We start from the raw sequence: 17,355 nt of genomic DNA on the forward strand, positions 1-17,355 counted from the left end.
GAGGTGCTCCGAGAACTTGACTTGTCGAATATTCGACACTAACGTCCGACAATATGACATCGACGGTAGGTGACGGCAAGGGCGCCGGTCAACCCTCTCCACCGACACAGCGCGTGGTGCGAACCATCGAAGTGCTGGCGGACAGCATCGACACGCCCCTTTCGCTGGCCGAGATCGTCCGGCGCACCGGGTTTTCGCGGGCCACCTCCCACGCGGTTCTCGCGCAGCTCACCAACGACGGCTGGGTGACCCGCCAGGACGGCAATTTCAGCATCAGTGCCGGATTCGTGGCGCTCGTCCGGCATACCGAACGCGGATTCCCGATGCGACGGCTCGCGGCCTCCGCGGCCCGCGACATGGCCGAGGCTCTCGACATGCCGGCCTTCGTTGCCGAGCGCACCGGCGAATCGATCACGGTGACCGACGTTGTCGGCACCCCTGGACTCGAGTGGATCCGGCCCGGCCGTCGCATCACCCTGCGCCCCACCGTCTGCCGGGAGTTCGTCGCATGGTCACCTGAAGATGAGGTCCAGCGTTGGCTCGACGCCGCACCCGCGCAGGCCCGGGGCCGACTTCGCGACGTCCTCGACACCATCCGCGATCGCGGTTACGCGGTCGAACGTTTGACACCGGACCACGCGCAGATGGTCGACACCCTTGCATCCCTGCGCAATTCGCCGGTGTCCGACTCGTTGCGGTCACGGGTCGACGGCCTTCTCACCGAACTGACCACCATCGACTACCTGGCAGACGAAACGGTCGGACAGGTTGCCGTGGTCACCATCGGCGCACCCATCTTCGACGAGACCGGCGCCGTGGTCGCGTCGATCGTCGCCGTGCCCGACCGTGAGATGTCTGCCGAAGAACTGCAGCAGATCGGAAAAGCGGTCACCTGCGCCGCCGGCCGCGTCGGGGAAGCGCACACCCGTCACGGCCTCAACAGGGCCTGAGAAGGGTGTCACCACTTGCACCGGCACCCATCGACGCCGATGCATCGGTGAGCACACCGTCGACCACCTGATAGACCGAATCCATCTTCGCGAAGTGGGTTCGATCGTGAGTGACCAGCAGTGTGGCCGCCTGGTGGTCGCGGACCACATCCACGATCAGGTCGATGATGGCGGCGCCGCGTTCTTGGTCCAGGGCACTGGTGGGTTCGTCCACCATGAGCAGCCCAGGGTTGTTCATCAGGGCTCGGGCGAGATTGACGCGCTGCCGCTGGCCACCGGATAGCTGTCCGGGCTTCTTGTTTCGGTGGTCGGCCAGCCCGACCGCGTCCAGCAATTCCATCGCACGATCCCGCGTCTCCCGCCGGCGACCACGGGGCACCACCAGGCTCTGTCCCAGATGCGCGGTCACCTCGAGCTGTTCGAGTGCGGTCAGCGACGACACCAGGTTCGGCTGCTGGAACACGAATCCGATCTCGTTGCGCCGCACCACCGCAGCATCTCGACGGGAGAGCTCGGTGACATCGGTCCGGCTTTCACCGGTACGCAGGAGGACGCGACCACGGTCAGGGCGGATGAGTGTCGAGGCCACCGCCAGCAGACTCGATTTTCCTGAGCCCGAGGGACCGGTGACGGCGGCTATCTCGCCGCGGTTTAGACGGAGCGATACGTCGTCGAGCGCGGTGACTCGGTGATTTTGTCCGTCAGCGAAGGTGAGCGTGACGTGTTCGATGTCGAGTGCGATGTTCATCGGGTACTCCCCAGGGCAGTGAGTGGATCGGTGGTGGACACGAAACGGAGCGCAAACCCGGCGCCGATCAGTCCGAGTCCGACGAGGGCCGCCGCCGGCACGACGGTGGTGGACATGTCGACGACAAACGGGACCGCGTCGCCCATGACCTGACCGGCCGCCACCGTGATGGCCAGTCCTGCGCCGACCCCCACGACGAGGACGATCAACGCCTGGCCCAGTGCATCGCGAACGAGGGAACCGGTACTGGCACCCAGTGCTTTGAGAATTGCGATGTCCGGGGTCCGCTGAATGGTCCAGACCGTGAAGAACGCACCGATCACCAGGGCTGAGATCGCAAAGAGCATCACGGTCATCAACGTCAAGGACATGTTCTCGGATTTGTACGAACCAATCGCCTGCAGTGAATCCGACACACTCGTGGACGTCGTTCCGGCGACCCGGTCCACTGCGTCGGTATTCGAGATCCCCGACACCGCGAGAACCGTGGCGCCTGCGGTTTGGTTCAACGCCTGCCACTCGGCCAGACCGATCCAGATCACCGGGCTGTGGCTGAACCAGTCGTCGCCGCGGACCGCGCTGACGACGAAGTCCTCGCCGCCAAACGTGACCGTGTCCCCGACTTCGGCGTCGAGGTCTGACGCCGCGGGTTCGCTCAGGGCCACGGTGTGGGGCGTGGTCGGCGCGCGGCCGGTGAATCCGGAGTCGGCACCGATCAATGCCACGGTTGCCGTCGATCCGCCGTCGGACATTGCCTTGGCGCGACTGATCCCGATCGGGTCTACCTCACCACCGGCCCGTTCCCAGGCGGCGATCTGATCAGTGGACACGCTGGAATCGTCGAAAGACGGATCCGTTTCACCGCCTGCGAAGACCACCGTTTGAGCGGTGATCGCCTCGATGGCCGATACGTTCTGATGGCGTAGCCCGGCAGTCAGGCCGCTGAGAAAACTGGTCAGCACGGCCACCATCAGGACGACGAGGGTGATCAGCACGAACCTGCCGCGCGCGGCGCGCAGGTCCCGTAGAGCGACGAACACGAGCATTCCTTTCATCGACGCCACCTTGTTGCGGCCTTGAACTCATCGTGGCCGCGGTGGGCACCGCCGCCATCGCACGGAAGCGCCGGTCCGCGCACGTCGAACGATCGACCGCGGCTACTTCTTTTGATGGATGCGCAGGGGTGCTGGTTGTTTACGCTCGAAGACGTGCGTCATTCGTCCCTGACCCCGGTGTTCGCGGGCCTGCAGACCTCGCTGCATGCGCTGATCGTCGCGCTGAGCATGGTGGTCGTTCTGCGCGCGCTGCTCCTCGACGAGCCGCATCCGGTGGCGGTGATCGTCCTCACGCTCGGGTTCCTCGGTACGTATCTCGTCGGCGTCGTGGTCCGGTTGCAGCGACGGGGACGAGGGGTGTGGATCGCCATCCTGACGCTGTTGTGGCTGGTCCTGATCGTGCTGACACCCGATGCCGCCTACATCGTGTTCGGACTGTTCTTCCTGTATCTGCGGGTCCTGCCCCCGCGGTGGAATCTGCTCGCGGTCGCCGCGGCCACTGCCCTGGCGATCATCAGCACCGGGGTGCATCGGGGCTGGTCTGTTGCCGGTGTTGTCGGTCCGGTGATCGGGGCCTGCGTCGCCGTTGTCATCGGCGTGGCCTACCGGACGCTGTATCGCGAGGCCAAGGAACGGCAACGACTGATCGACGAACTCGTCGCCACTCGGGAAGTTCTCGCCGCCCAGGAACGCGCCTCCGGAACGCTGGCAGAACGTGAGCGGTTGGCCCAAGACATCCACGACACCGTCGCGCAGGGGCTGAGCAGCATCCAATTGCTGCTACACGCCGCCGAACGGGCCGACCCGCAGCACCCTGCGGTCCAAAAAATCCAGATGGCCCGCGAGGTCGCTGCCGACAGTCTCGCCGAAACCCGTCAGCTCATCGCCGAACTCACTCCGGCAGCGCTGGAGGGGCAGTCATTGGGGTCGGCAGTGCGGCGGATCTGTGCCGGAGCACAGTCGGAGACCCTTGATGTGCACACCCTCGTCGAAGGCGAGGCCGTGCAATTACCGATGCCGATCGAGGCAGCGCTGGTGCGGATCACTCAGAGCGCGATGGCAAACGTGGTGCAGCACGCGCAGGCGAGAAGGGTCCAGGTCACGCTGACCTACAGTGACGACGTGGTGTCACTCGACGTCGTGGACGACGGGATCGGATTCGATGTGCGAATACTCGATCAGGACCCGTCAGAATCGTTTGGTCTCAATGCAATACGGCGTCGAGTGCAGCAGCTTCACGGTTCACTCGATCTGGAGTCCGAGCCTGGGCACACCGCACTGGCGGTCTCGTTTCCGATTGCCTCGGTCAAGATGACGCGATGATCCGATTGTTGTTGGCCGACGACCACGCGATCGTGCGGGCAGGTCTGCGCGCGATCCTCGAAGACAGCGATGACATCGACGTCGTGGGTGAGGTGGCCACTGCAGAGGCCGCGATCGCCTACTGCACCACCACCGACGTCAATCTGGTCCTGATGGATCTGAGATTCGGCGCCGGCACGTCGGGCGTTGAAGCCACCGCAGCCCTCCGCAGGCTGCCGAACGCGCCACATGTGTTGGTGGTGACCAACTATGACACCGACAGCGACATCCTCAACGCCATCGAAGCCGGTGCCTGCGGCTATCTTCTCAAAGACACCCCGCCTGCTGAACTACTCGCTGCGGTTCGGACCGCTGCGGTTGGCCAGAGTGTCTTGTCGCCCGCCGTCGCATCCAAACTCATGACGCGGGTTCGCAAACCCGAGTCGTCGTTGAGTCCCAGGGAGATCGAAGTCCTCCGACTCGTCGAGTCGGGGATGTCGAACCGGGCCATCGGTAAATCGCTGTATCTCAGCGAGACGACCATCAAAACCCACCTGGTCCACATCTACGCGAAACTCGGCGTCAATTCTCGGACCTCAGCAGTGGCGCGCGCCCGAGAAATGGGAGCCATCTGACTCGACCCGCAGTCGGTACCCGATCGAAGCCGGTCAGTGCGTGAAAACCGGCCGTGACCACGAGCCGGGTTTACCAACCAAGCACTTGCTAGGTAGGGTGTCGGATGTGACGATCCCGAGCCCCCTGAGCGCCGCCGAACTAGGTCCCGACACCTCACCGGTGGCCTACGACGTTGTTGGCGCCACGGCATACATCACCCTCAATCGACCCGAGTTCCGCAATTCCCAGAACTCGGTGATGACCTACTCCCTCGACGCCGCCTTCGGGCGCGCGGTCGATGACGCAAGCGTCAAGGTCATCGTCCTACGCGGAGCGGGCAAGCACTTCTCGGCCGGCCACGACATCGGTACGCCCGAGCGTGATGTGCACGTCAAGTACCCCAACACCGCGTCCCTCTACTGGGACCACACCGACCGCGTCGGCGGCGACCAGCGACTGGCCCGCGAGACCGAGGTCTACATGGGGATGTGCCGGCGCTGGCGGGAGATCCCCAAGCCGGTGATCGCCCAGATCCACGGTGCGTGCATTGCAGGCGGGTTGATGCTCGCCTGGATCTGCGACTTCATCGTCGCCTCCGACGACGCCTTCTTCTCCGACCCGGTGGCCCGGATGGGCATCCCCGGCGTCGAGTACTTCGCCCACGCCTTTGTGCTCGGGCCGCGCCGCGCCAAGGAGATCCTGTTCACCGGGGAACGATTCGGTGCAGCCGAAGCCCTCGAGTGGGGCATGGTCAACCACGTTGTCCCCCGCGATCAGCTCGAAGCCAAGGTCGACGACATCGCCGGACGCATCTCGGAGATGCCCCAGCTCGGGCTCGCGTTGAGCAAGAAGGCCGTCAACATCTGCGAAGACCAGATGGGTCTGCGCAACGCGATGGATTCGGTCTTCGGCTGGCACCACTTCGCACACAGCGCCAATGCCGAAGCATCCGATGGTGATTCGCTCGGCGGTATGGATGCCAAGTCGATGAAGTCCAGCGCAGAGAAGAAGAGCTCCTGATGGATCTACTCTTCGATTCAGCAGCCGACGAATTCCGTGCCGAGGTCCGTGGCTGGCTCAACGAGAACGTGCCGTCGGAACCACTCGCATCGATGGACAGTGCCGAAGGATTCGAACAGCATCGACAGTGGGAACGGCAGATGGCCGATGCCCGCATGTCGGTGGTGAGCTGGCCGGTCGAGTTCGGTGGCCGCGACGCACCGCTGCTGCACTGGATCATCTTCGAAGAGGAGTATTACCGCAGCGGCGCACCCGGTCGGGTCAGCCAGAACGGCATATTCCTTCTTGCACCAACCCTTTTCGAACATGCACATCCCGATCAGCTGGCGCGGATCATGCCGCGGATGGCCCGGTCCGAAGACATCTGGGGTCAGGCCTGGAGTGAGCCCGAGGCCGGCAGCGACCTCGCGTCGCTACGGTCGACCGCCACCCGCACCGACGGTGGCTGGCTTCTCAACGGTCAGAAGACCTGGAGTTCCCGCTCGAGTTTTGCCGATTGGGGTTTCGGCCTGTTCCGGTCCGACCCGGATTCGTCGCGCCACAAGGGCATCACGTACTTCATGTTCGACCTCCGCGCCGACGGCGTGACGGTACGACCGATCAATCAGCTCGACGGTGAACCCGGCTTCGCAGAACTGTTCCTGGAGAACGTCTTTGTCCCCGATGACCCCGAGTCACCCGGCGAGTCCGGTGTGATCGGAACGGTGAACAACGGCTGGAAGGTGGCGATGAGCACGGCCGCCAACGAACGCGGCCTGTCGCTGCGTTCTCCCGGCCGGTTCCTGGCCACCACCGATCGACTCCTGGCTCTGTGGAACGACACCGACGCCGACGCCCGCACCGGATACGGCGATCAGGTCGCCGATGCCTGGATCGGCGCCCGTGCCTACGAGCTCTCGACGTATGCCACGGTGAGCCGTCTCGCCGAAGGTGGCCAGCTCGGGATCGAGTCGTCCATCAACAAGGTGTTCTGGTCGCAGTGGGACATCACCACGCACGAGACCGCACTCGATCTGCTGGGCGCCGATGCCGAGCTCGCGCAGCGGCAACCGTCGGGGGCCTGGATGGATGGATACCTGTTCTCGTTGTCAGGACCTATTTACGCCGGCACCAACGAGATTCAGCGCAATGTGATCGCCGAACGCCTACTCGGACTACCACGAGGAGATCGCTGACATGAGGTTCCTCCTCGAAGAAGAGCACCAAGACCTGGCCGCGTCCATCGACTCCATGCTGGCCAAGGCCGACCTTCCCGGCGTCATCCGGTCGTGGAATGACGGCGACACCAAGCCCGGTGAGGTCGTGTGGTCCAAGCTGGCCGAGACCGGTGTCAATGCCCTGCTGATCGGTGACGAACACGGCGGAATGGGCGCAGGCGCCGTCGAGATGGTCGTCGCGGCGCAGCAACTCGGCCGCCATGCCGTACCCGGCCCGGTTGCCGAAACCATTGCTGCCGTGCCGATTCTGTTGACTGATGCCGGCGCCGTCGACCGGTTGGCAGCCTTGGCCGAAGGTGAACTCGCCACCGTCGCCTTTCCGCCGCTGGTGCCGTACGCGGTCGATGCCGCCATGGCCGGTCAGGTCTACGTGGTCCGCGACGGCACCCTCAGTTCCGGCGTCGCCGCCAACCCACGGCCGTCGGTTGATCTCGCTCGCACACTCTCGTCCGTCGATGTCGACACGGCGATCGGCCCGGTCGATCCCAGTCGTGCCTTCGACTTCGGCGCTCTGGCCACTGCCGCCCAGCTGATCGGGTTGGCCGACACGATGCTCGAACTCGCCGGCGAGTACGCCAAGACCCGCAAGCAGTTCGGCCGGGAGATCGGCTCGTTCCAGGCGGTCAAACACCACCTGGCCAACGTCGCTGTTGCAGTGGAGATGGCCCGGCCGTTGATCCACGGCGCCGCGCTGTCGCTTGACGGTCAGGTTCCCGAGCCGCAGTTCGCCTCCCGGGACGTCTCGGCGGCGAAAGTTGCTGCCGGCGAGGCTGCCTACCTCGCCTCGCGGGTCGGACTGCAGGTCCTCGGTGCGATCGGTTACACCCAGGAACACGACCTGTCGTTGTATCTCACAAAAACACGTGCGCTGATCACGGCCTGGGGCACACCGGCCGTTCATCGCGCGCGGGTACTGGAGGCGATCACCGCATGAGCATCTACTCCCCCGGTGTCGACACCGAAGAACAGGCAGCACTGCGCGATTCGGTCGCCAGCCTACTGCGGCGGAGCGGTGATTCCGCCGCGGTACGGTCGGCGATGGAATCCGAAGGCCGAACCGATCGGGCCCTGTGGGCCACACTCTGTGAGCAGATCGGCGTTGCCGCACTGTCGATCCCCGAAGAGTTCGACGGTATCGGTGCCTCACTGACCGAGACCCATGTGGTGCTCGAAGAGCTTGGTCGCACACTGTCTCCGGTTCCGATGCTCGGGTCGGCGGTTCTGGCCACCCAGGCCCTGCTCCTCAGTAAAGACACCGACGCCTGCGCCGCCACGCTGCCTGCCCTCGCGTCAGGCGAGAAGACCGCGGCACTGTGCTGGGCCGATGCCGACGGGTGGAAACGCCCGGGCGTCGAGGCGAACGCCGGTATTTTGTCCGGCACCGCCCACTACGTACTCGACGGTGAAACAGCCGACGTGCTGGTGGTTCTGGCGCGCAGCGGCGGTGTCGTCACGCTGCATGTCGTCGATGCCACCGCGGACGGCATCAGCCGTTCGCCGCGCCCGACGATGGATCCCACTCGGCCGTTGACCAGCATCACCTTTGACGACGTCGACTCGACCGCCATACCAACACCGGCTGATCTGGTGGACAGGCTACGCGCGATCGCATACGTCGCGCTGAGTGCCGAACAGGTCGGCGCTTCTCGCGCAGCGCTGGATCTGACGGTGGAATACACCAAGTCCCGCAAGCAGTTCGGCCGTGTCATCGGATCCTTCCAGGCGCTGAAGCACCGGATGGCCGACATGTATGCGCTCACCGAGATCGCCCATTCGATCTCGTACGCAGCTGTCGACGCACTGTCATCCGGCTCCGACGAAGCCCTCGACCTGGCCGCAGCGGCACGCGTGTACTGCTCGGATGCGTTCTCACACATCGCAGGCGAGACCATTCAGCTACACGGCGGGATCGGCATCACGTGGGAACACGATGCCCATCTCTACTTCAAGCGAGCACACGGCAGTGCCCAACTCTTTGGTCTGCCGCATGAGTCCCTACCCCGTTTGGCCACCGCAGCCGGCCTCTGACATCCCTGCCGCCACCGCCTGCCGAGCTCTTCCGACCGGCGGTGGTCAGGGGCCCGGGGTCAGCGGGACTGTAGACGCACCTTGGCGCGTTGAACGTGCTGCTCGTCCATCGGCGGTTCGACGATCTGCTCGGCGCCGGGACGTAGGCCGGCGATGGCGAGCGCAAGGTGCCGCCGCCACGCGGTATCGCTGACGCCCCTGGTGGTTTCGATGACTCCACGCAGCGCCCAGAAGATGACGTCCACGTCCGACTCCGCGGCGTCCTCGCGGATACGTCCGTGTTCTTTCGCCGATACGAGCAACTCCGACGCGATCCGCCGGTACTCGTTCTTGAGCGCCGTGGTCTCGTCGTCGTTCCACATGCGCGAGATGCAACCCCTGTGCGATGCCTGGATCTCGCCGGTCCCGTACATGACCTGTTCGAGACCCGAGCCGTCGGTCACGTCGAGGGCCTTGGTGGCGATCGCGACCAGATCGCTCAACAGCTGTCGAACGAGTTCGCTGATCAGTGCATCCTTGGTGGGAAACCGGCGATAGAGCGTGCCGGTTCCGACTCCGGCAACCCGTGCGATCTCGTCGACGCTCGCGTCGAGGCCGCGTTCGCTGAAGACGGTGGCCGCCGCGTCCAGCAACCGTTGCCTGTTCTCGGCAGCGTCGCGCCTGAGCACTTTGTCACCGCTGGGTGCCTCACGAACACTCACATGGACCTCACTCGGATTCGTCGCCCGCCAGAGTACCGCCGGCAACCATTGCAAGCTCGGGATGCGAGAGTTCGGCAACGTCTTCGCGATGGGTCGTCTTGTTGCGGTTCACCGCCGGGATGAACAGGGCGGCAACAGCCGCCAGACCGCCTGCGATGCCCAACATGACAAACCCGTTCGTATAACCGGATTCGGTCGGGACGCCCGCCGACGATGCGCCCGCAGCGACAACGCTGGCCATGAACGCTGCGCCGAGTGACCCGCCGATGGTGCGGATGTTCGCGTTCATTCCGCTGGCGACGCCGGTTTGGTGCGGCGGTACAGCGGCGACAACAACATTCGACATCGCCGCAAAGGCCAGTCCGAACCCGATCCCGTTGACTGCCATCGCCACGTAGATGTCAATTTCGGCCGAATGAAGAAAGGCGATGATGAAGTAGGACGACGCGCTGATCAGCGATCCGACGATCAGTAGATTCTTGGAGCCGAAACGGGCTGCCAGACGGCCTGAGAAGAGTCCGACGGTGAACATGCCAACCGCGTTGGGCAGCAACATCAATCCCGACTCCGTGACGGTCGCACCGAATCCATAGCCCGCCGAGCTGGGTGCCTGCAGGAACTGCGGTAGGAAGCCGAGTCCTGCGTACATCCCGATGCCCATCAGCAGTGCGATCAGGTTCGCAGCCCACACACTGCGGATTCGCATCATCGTCATGTCGATCAGCGGATTCGACGAGCGGGATTCGGCGATGATCCAACCGGCCAGCACAACGGCCGCGGCCAACAGCATGCCGATCACCTTTGCCGAGCCCCAACCCCACGAGGGCGCCTGACTCACGGCGAGCAGAAGCGCAACAAGCCATGCCGACAACAGAAACGCGGTGAACCAGTTGATCTTTCCGGCCGACCGGATCGGCGATTCCGGTATCAGGAAGAACGCCGCCACACCGGCGAGGCTGGTGATGATCAGCGGAATCCAGAAGAGCCAATGATAGCCGAGCAGGTCGACGATCGGCCCGGCCAGCACGATACCGATGCCTGCCCCGACGGACACCAGTGCAGCGATCAGACCAACCGCTCCGGGCACCTTCTCTTTGGGGAACTCGTCACGGATGATGCCGAACGCCAGGGGCAGGACTCCGCCGCCGATCCCCTGAATGGCCCGCGCAATGATCATCATCGACAACGACGTGGCCAACGCTGCCAGCATCGAACCGAGCGCCAACGCGACCATCGCGATCACGAACATGCGCTTCTTGCCGTGCATGTCACCGAGTCGACCCAGGATCGGTGTGAAGATCGATGCCGACAGCAGGTACGCCGTCAGTACCCACGTGACATCGGTCTGGTTGGTTCCCAACGCCGCCTCAACGGTCGGCAGGACCGGCATCACCAGCGATTGCAGGAGGGCGAAGGCCGATACTCCAACAGTGAGGACGGCAAAAGTCACTTGATGATGCGCCCGGGCGGGTGCGGTTTCCATTCATTCTCCTGAAGACGAAAGCGGAGACTGCGCTCCGGATACTGGAATGAACCTAGCACCCGAAGCGGAGAGGTCGCTCCGCATAACGTCGAATCAAAGGATCGCAAATGGGCAAGATCGATGGCCAGATGGCCCCGCACCAGGGAGTGGTCAGGCGAAAGCGGCGTTGACCTGCGCCTCGGTCAGGCCATAGTCCGCCAGCGAGTATTTGTGCACCGGCCGGCGGTCGCCGGACTGACTTTCTTCGTCAAGGGCTCGCATCGCCGCGGACGCCGCATCCGTGAAGTCCAGTCCGAATGTCCGGTAGATGTCTTCCATCGTTCCCAGCGGATCTGTTCGGAAATCGCGGAAGTCGACGTCGATGAACTGGGCCGGATTGTATTTGGCACGTGCGGTGTTGAATTGGCGCAACCCGCGCGACCACAACTCCAGCTGGGTCTGGCCGATCAACTCACCCTTGAACACGGTCGACCAGCCATCACCGGCGGCGTCGGCCAGACTGCACATCGACGGGATGATCGTCGCCGGCGGACGATGCGTCTGGATGATGAGCGCGTCGGGATAGACCGACATCAATTCGTCGAGCGCGAACAAGTGGCTGGGGTTCTTCAGGATCCATCGATGCCCGGGCTCGTTCACACCGACCAACTGCAAGTTCTTCTTGTGCCTGGCATAGGCGTTGATCCAGTCCTGCTGCTGCAGCCAATGCGAATACGTCGGCAGGTACGCCAACGACTCATACGAGATCGACTTCATCGTCTGCCGGAGCAACTGCCAGCATTCCTCCACGTCGGAGGCACTCATGTAGTGCAGGCCCATGAACTCCGGATTCTCGACGTGATGCTGCTCGAGTCCCGACTGGATCTGCTGGAAAACCGGATTCGACTCCCAGGTCTCGCGCGGGGGTCGCGGTTGCGGGAACTCGGCGAGCCACATCTCGAGTCCCTGATGACCCGGATCAGCGGTCAGCATCCGATGCAGCGCGGTGGTGCCGGTACGCGGCAGTCCGGTCACGAAGATCGGCCGGTCCACGACGACAGAGCTGTACTGCGGGTTCGCCTTCCACGATGCCTCGCTGAGCAGCCGGGCGACCAGTGCTCCGCGCAGGAAGAACCGATTCATCTTGCTCCCGAGCTCGGTCAGCCCGGCGTCGCGGACATACGATTCGAGCAGCACTCCGAGCGCCTCGGTGTAGTCGTCCTCACCGAAGTCCTCGAGACCACAGGCCTTGGTCGCCGAAGCCTTGAGATCTTCGACGGTTCCGACATCAGTTCTCGTGGTCACAACAACTCCCTACACGTGGTACTCGCCGCAATTGACGTCGAGCGTCTGGCCGGTGATCGCACTGGCCCAGTCGGACGCCAAAAATACTGCGGCCCGGGCGATCTCATCGGGTTCCGGGAGCCGTTTGAGATCAGACTTCGACGCTGTCTGCTCATAGACCTGCTCGGGGGTGATGCCGTACTTCTTCGCGACCTCACCGAAGTACCACTTCAGCTGGTCGTCCCAGATGTAGCCCGGTGCAACGGTGTTCACCCGAATGCCCTTGTCACCCAGTTCCGTGGCCAGCGTTTGAGACATTGCCAGCAACGCCGATTTGGCCAGCTTGTAGCTGCCGTACCGGGGCTCGGAATGACGGATCACCATCGAGTTGATCATCACCACCGCCCCCGAGGTCTTCTCGAGTTCGTCGGTGAATGCCTTGGTCATTCTCAGCCCGCCCAGGATCGTCAGATCCAGGCTGGCCCGGATGTGATCGAAGTCGGTGCGGGCCAACGGTTTCATCGATGGCAGTGCGAATGCATTGTTGACGAGCACATCGACTTTTCCGAACTCGGAGACGGTCGCGTCGACAAGACCGGTCACCGCGTCATCGTCTGTGATGTCCGTCGGGACCTGCAAGGTGACCCCACCGGCCGCGACGATCTCCTTCGCGATCTCTTCGAGTCGCGACGCCGTGCGGGCCGCGAGGACAACCTTGGCGCCGGCCGCGGCCGCCTGCAGGCAGATCGATCGGCCCAACCCCGGTCCGACACCACCCACGACGACAACCTTGCCGTCCAGCAATCCGGTCCCCGCAGAGGTCATTCCCGCACCGGCCATGTCCACAGTTGTCATCCCAGCATCCTTTGTCCAAACCCTCGCTGCCGCTCCGCGATCCGTTCTCGCCATTGCTCGTCCGTCACGACGTTCGATTCGTGATACGGCAGATGCGCAGGCACATCAGCGATGTCGATGATCGCCACCGACGGACCGTCGGAAGCTGTCAGCGCGCGGCTGACCCGCTGCCACCGGAACTGCGCGATCCCCCGCTGCCGCCCGGTCGTCTCGATCCAGTTCGCCACACCCGGACTCTTCGCGCTCACGACAAGCCGGATCATCCCGTCGGGGTCGACCTGGGCCTGCGAGGCATTCAGGCTGGTCTGATGGTTGACATAGTCGAGCGAGATGTACCACATACTGCCGAGCTGAAATCCCTGGTACGGCGCATCGGATTTCGGCACGGTGATGAGCATGGCCTCGTCGTCGGCGAGTTCGTAGTGCCCCACCGATGAGAACTGCGTGCTCAGTCCACCGGGGGTGAGCCGGGGCTCGGTGAGTGTGTTGACGGGGAGGTCGAGGTAAAACCACTTGGGAAAGTTGAACCAGGTGTTGATCCGCGACAACAACATCTTGCCTGCGATCTCATAGCGGCGCGTGATCTGCGCCAGACCGGGCTCGTCCGGTGCAGTACCGACGGTGTCGACCCGTTCGATCCTGATGGAACCCTTGCGCTGATCCCAGCGGTTGTACACCTCACGGACCGCCAACATCGACGAACCCTCGCCGAGAACGAAATAGTTGGGGCCGGCATCCGCTTTCGGTGGCCCGAAACGCAATTCGAAGGAACCGTCGGGGTCGATCTGCAGACGCCGGTCATCAAAAGCGTCGTCACCGCCGGGAACGTTGGTCGAGGTGTAGTCACCCTTGAGGACCTGGAAGCTCAGATCCACTGTGTTACCGCGCGTTCCGGTGATCACGTACTCGGCGTCAGGCACCACATTGGCGTGGTAGTACAGCGTATCCGGATTGTCGAGCCCCATCTTCGCGTAGGGACCGGTGGAGGTGACCAGATATGGATGACTCTTCGCGTGCGCCCAGGCCATCTGCAGGCTCGCCTTGATACTGCCGGACAGATAGTCGAACCCCTCGGCCAGATCCTGTTCATTCCGGATGAATTCGGCTCCGGCAATCATCTTCTCGGCCTCGGTGATCGCCTCCCGGAAGGGACCCGTCACGTCGGGGGCGAAAGGTTGTGTCATCTCTCTCCTTTGAGAAACCCGCGGCACCTACAACCAGGTGTCGCCACCGTTCCAGGTCAGGAAGTTCTCGAGTTCGGCCTGCGCGGGGGTGACCCGCGGGTGCTCCGTGGACAAGTATCCGCCACGGTAGAACAACAAGGGCTTGTCCTGCAGCACTTCTCCCAAAGTCTGCACCCGCCCGATCGCGATGTAATGGTCGCCGCCGTCGTCGACACGGTCGAGGGTGCAATCAACCCAGGACAAAGAGTGTTTGATGACCGGCAATCCCAGCGGCGAATGCTCCCATTCGATGCCGGTGAACTTGTCGTCGCCGGGTGCACCGAACGCGGCGCTGACGGCCTGCTGACTGTTGGAGAGCACATTGACACAGAACTTCTTGCTCTGCTCGATGACCTTCCAGCTGCGCGACGTCTTCATCGGGCAGAACAGCACCAGCGGCGGATCAAGCGACAATGCGGCAAAGGACTGGCAGGCGAAGCCAACCGGTGTGCCATCGTCGGTCACCGTGGTGATCACCGTGACCCCGGTACAGAACTGCCCCATGGCGGTCCGGAACTGCCGCGCATCGAAATCGTCTGTACCTCGAGGGTGACGAATGATCGGTCGAGCTCCGCCTTCGGCTCCGTCTCCAGCCATGTCAGGCGTTCTTGAATCCGATGGAGAAATCGTGGCCCCACAGACTGACCGCGGTACTCTCCCGCGCAATCCAATCGTGATCGTCGACCTGGCGTCCCTCACAACCGAATTCGATGTCGAAACCGCCCGGGGTCTTCATGTAGAACGAGTACATCAGGTCGTTGACATGACGGCCGAGCGTTGCCGACATCGGCACCTTCTTGCGAAGAGCCCGGTCGTGCGCCAAGCCCACGTCGTCGGAGTTCTCCACCTCGATCATCAGGTGCACAATCCCGGTGTCATTCGGGAAGGGCATGAATGCCAGGCTGTGATGACGCGGGTTACAGCCGAAGAAACGCAGCCACACGGGCGGGCTGCCCGGTTCACGACCGGCGATCTCCGGCGGCAGCCGCATCGAATCGCGTAGCCGGAAACCGAGTACGTCGCGATAGAACTCGAGCGACGCATTGTCGTCGTCGGTGGTGAGCACCACGTGGCCCAGACCCTGTTCGCCGGTGACAAACTTGTGGCCGTACGGACTCACGATCCGGCGGTGTTGCAGTGCGACACCATGAAACGCTTCGAGTACGTTGCCCGACGGATCAGAGAAGACGATCATATCGACCACCTGCCGGTCGGCGAGTTCGAAGTCCTTTGCCTCTCGGAATATGACGCCTGCCGCCGACAACCGATCCCGAACATCCTGCAATGCAGCAGCATTGGCGCACTCCCAGCCAGAACTGGACAGATGGTCGCGATCGCCCGGCACGATCACCAACCGCGCCGGGAAATCGTCCATCCGCAGGTACACCGCACCTTCGGTGAGCCCGCTGCCCTCCGACATGCCAAGGACCTTGAGTCCGTAGTCACGCCAGGCGGCCACGTCGGTGGCCTCGATACGCATGTACCCCAGCGAACGAATGGGGCCGAAGTCTTGCGTCATCGTCGATCTGCTCCTTGTGCGAGAGTTGCCGAATTGGGGTGGCGCATCAGACCATCGTGTCGCCGATCGGGATGCCGAACTCTCCGTTTCCGAATGCGACATAAGCCCTTTCGGCATCGTTGGCGGCGTGCACGCGTCCGGCATGGGCATCGCGCCAGAACCGCTGGATGGGTGTGTCGAGGTCGAGTGCATGTGCACCCGAGTTCTCGAAGAGCCTGTCGATCGAGGCTACGGACCGACCGGTGGCCCGTACCTGATCGCGACGGGCCTTGAGCCGCAATTCCATCGGGACCTCTTCGCCGGCCACCAGTAGGTTGTACTCGGCCTGGAGGTTGCCCGACAGTTGCGTCCACGCCGCGTCGATGTCACTGGCGGCCTCGGCGATCCGAATCTTGGCGAACGGATCGTCCTTGGCCTTCTCCCCCGCATACGCGGCGCGCACCCGCTTGCCCTGATGTTCGACGTGTGCTTCGTATGCGCCGTAGGCCATGCCGACGATCGGGGCCGAAATGGTGCTGGGATGGATTGTTCCCCAGGGCATCTTGTAGACCGGCGCGGTGTTCTGCTCCAGGCCCGGGGCCGCCCCGGTACTCATCGCCCGGAAGCTGAGCATCCGATGGCTGGGCACGAAGACATCCTTGACGTCGATCGTGTTCGAGCCGGTGCCCTTGAGGCCCACCACATTCCAAACGTCCCGGATCTCGTAGTCGGATCGCGGGATGAGGAAGCTGACAAAGTCCACCGGCTTGCCGTTCTTGATCACCGGCCCACCGAGCACCACCCAGCTGGCGTGGCCCGATCCGGACGACCACGCCCAGGACCCGTTGACCTTGTAGCCACCCTCGACCACCTCGCCCATGCCCATCGGCGCATACGACGACGAGATCCGGACCGAAGGGTCCTGGCCCCAGACGTCTTCTTGCGCCTGTTGCGGGAACAGCGCCAGATGCCAGTTGTGGACGCCGATGATGCCCGCAACCCAACCGGTGGATCCGCACGCGGACCCGAGGCGGCGCACAGCCTCGTAGAACGTCACCGGATCAGCCTGATAGCCACCCCACTGTTCGGGCTGCAACAGCTTGAAGAAGCCGATGTCGACCAACGATGCGATCGTCTCATCCGGGATCTGGCGTAGATCCTCTGCCTCTTGTGCGCGTTGCGCGATCTCGGGCAGCAGGGCACTGATCTTCTCCAGTACCTCTGCCCCTGCCTGCCTGCCGTCACCCATCGAGCAACTCCTCGCTGTCGTTCCACGTCTACTCAAACGAGACTAGAACACGTTCTCATTTATGTCGAGTACTGCGCGTTTACCTTGCTTTCCTGCGCCGTTTCGTCGATTCCCCTGGCATCGAACCGCACTTTTTTGTAACATGTTC

At 63.5% G+C, this 17,355-nt stretch carries 17 protein-coding genes; 7 read left to right on the forward strand and 10 right to left on the reverse strand.

Going from position 1 to position 17,355, the window contains the following annotated elements:
* The first annotated feature begins 53 nt into the window (after positions 1 to 53).
* Positions 54 to 950 carry a helix-turn-helix domain-containing protein gene (locus AC56PL_RS25820; RefSeq protein WP_495517253.1) on the forward strand — a complete coding sequence of 299 codons (897 nt, stop codon included), beginning with the start codon at positions 54 to 56 and terminating at the stop codon, positions 948 to 950.
* Here AC56PL_RS25820 and AC56PL_RS25825 read toward each other — a convergent pair.
* Positions 937 to 1,698, reverse strand: a complete 762-nt coding sequence (locus AC56PL_RS25825) for an ABC transporter ATP-binding protein (protein ID WP_497155586.1) — start codon at positions 1,696 to 1,698, stop codon at positions 937 to 939. The two genes, AC56PL_RS25820 and AC56PL_RS25825, sit on opposite strands and share 14 nt — an antisense overlap.
* Positions 1,695 to 2,744 (reverse strand): ABC transporter permease, encoded by a 1,050-nt coding sequence (locus tag AC56PL_RS25830; RefSeq protein ID WP_497155653.1) that lies wholly within the window; start codon positions 2,742 to 2,744, stop codon positions 1,695 to 1,697. Before AC56PL_RS25830 ends, AC56PL_RS25825 begins: the two co-directional genes overlap by 4 nt.
* Before the next feature lie 162 nt (positions 2,745 to 2,906).
* Here AC56PL_RS25830 and AC56PL_RS25835 point away from each other — a divergent pair, with 162 nt between their 5' ends.
* The 6 genes from AC56PL_RS25835 (at position 2,907) to AC56PL_RS25860 (ending at position 8,935) form a co-directional block, all read left to right on the forward strand.
* Entirely contained in the window at positions 2,907 to 4,076 is a 1,170-nt protein-coding gene (locus AC56PL_RS25835) for a sensor histidine kinase (protein WP_497155587.1), read from the forward strand.
* Complete coding sequence (locus AC56PL_RS25840) at positions 4,073 to 4,690, forward strand: response regulator (RefSeq protein WP_497155588.1); 618 nt, start codon at positions 4,073 to 4,075, stop codon at positions 4,688 to 4,690. The genes AC56PL_RS25835 and AC56PL_RS25840 overlap by 4 nt, the downstream gene beginning before the upstream one ends.
* Positions 4,691 to 4,787: 97 nt before the next feature.
* On the forward strand, positions 4,788 to 5,690 hold the full coding sequence (locus AC56PL_RS25845) for an enoyl-CoA hydratase (protein WP_495517249.1): 903 nt from the start codon (positions 4,788 to 4,790) through the stop codon (positions 5,688 to 5,690).
* Positions 5,690 to 6,865: an acyl-CoA dehydrogenase family protein gene (locus tag AC56PL_RS25850; RefSeq protein ID WP_497155589.1), complete on the forward strand. Its 1,176-nt coding sequence runs from the start codon at positions 5,690 to 5,692 to the stop codon at positions 6,863 to 6,865. Before AC56PL_RS25845 ends, AC56PL_RS25850 begins: the two co-directional genes overlap by 1 nt.
* A gap of 1 nt (position 6,866) precedes the next feature.
* Positions 6,867 to 7,841 carry an acyl-CoA dehydrogenase family protein gene (locus AC56PL_RS25855; RefSeq protein ID WP_497155590.1) on the forward strand — a complete coding sequence of 325 codons (975 nt, stop codon included), beginning with the start codon at positions 6,867 to 6,869 and terminating at the stop codon, positions 7,839 to 7,841.
* Entirely contained in the window at positions 7,838 to 8,935 is a 1,098-nt protein-coding gene (locus AC56PL_RS25860) for an acyl-CoA dehydrogenase family protein (protein ID WP_495517246.1), read from the forward strand. Before AC56PL_RS25855 ends, AC56PL_RS25860 begins: the two co-directional genes overlap by 4 nt.
* Positions 8,936 to 8,994: 59 nt before the next feature.
* Here the strand turns inward: AC56PL_RS25860 and AC56PL_RS25865 are convergent, their stop codons facing one another.
* The 8 genes from AC56PL_RS25865 to hsaA all read right to left on the reverse strand — a co-directional run bounded on the left by AC56PL_RS25865 (position 8,995) and on the right by hsaA (position 17,207).
* Positions 8,995 to 9,636: a TetR/AcrR family transcriptional regulator gene (locus tag AC56PL_RS25865; RefSeq protein WP_497155591.1), complete on the reverse strand. Its 642-nt coding sequence runs from the start codon at positions 9,634 to 9,636 to the stop codon at positions 8,995 to 8,997.
* 7 nt (positions 9,637 to 9,643) lie between these two features.
* Positions 9,644 to 11,119, reverse strand: coding sequence for an MFS transporter (locus AC56PL_RS25870; protein ID WP_495517244.1), 1,476 nt, complete (start codon positions 11,117 to 11,119; stop codon positions 9,644 to 9,646).
* A 150-nt stretch (positions 11,120 to 11,269) separates the two neighbouring features.
* On the reverse strand, positions 11,270 to 12,403 hold the full coding sequence (locus tag AC56PL_RS25875) for a sulfotransferase family protein (protein WP_497155592.1): 1,134 nt from the start codon (positions 12,401 to 12,403) through the stop codon (positions 11,270 to 11,272).
* A gap of 9 nt (positions 12,404 to 12,412) precedes the next feature.
* On the reverse strand, positions 12,413 to 13,237 hold the full coding sequence (locus AC56PL_RS25880; protein ID WP_497155593.1) for an SDR family oxidoreductase: 825 nt from the start codon (positions 13,235 to 13,237) through the stop codon (positions 12,413 to 12,415).
* A complete protein-coding gene (locus AC56PL_RS25885; RefSeq protein WP_497155594.1) occupies positions 13,234 to 14,421 on the reverse strand; it encodes a hypothetical protein in 1,188 nt (395 codons plus the stop codon). The genes AC56PL_RS25880 and AC56PL_RS25885 overlap by 4 nt, the downstream gene beginning before the upstream one ends.
* A gap of 27 nt (positions 14,422 to 14,448) precedes the next feature.
* Positions 14,449 to 15,057, reverse strand: a complete 609-nt coding sequence (gene hsaB / locus AC56PL_RS25890) for a 3-hydroxy-9,10-secoandrosta-1,3,5(10)-triene-9,17-dione monooxygenase reductase subunit (protein ID WP_497155595.1) — start codon at positions 15,055 to 15,057, stop codon at positions 14,449 to 14,451.
* Between the two features lies 1 nt (position 15,058).
* On the reverse strand, positions 15,059 to 15,979 hold the full coding sequence (hsaC, locus tag AC56PL_RS25895) for an iron-dependent extradiol dioxygenase HsaC (protein ID WP_495517239.1): 921 nt from the start codon (positions 15,977 to 15,979) through the stop codon (positions 15,059 to 15,061).
* 46 nt (positions 15,980 to 16,025) lie between these two features.
* Positions 16,026 to 17,207, reverse strand: a complete 1,182-nt coding sequence (gene hsaA, locus AC56PL_RS25900; protein WP_495517238.1) for a 3-hydroxy-9,10-secoandrosta-1,3,5(10)-triene-9,17-dione monooxygenase oxygenase subunit — start codon at positions 17,205 to 17,207, stop codon at positions 16,026 to 16,028.
* Positions 17,208 to 17,355: the final 148 nt, after the last annotated feature.

The organism is Williamsia sp. Y721, from assembly GCF_059683565.1.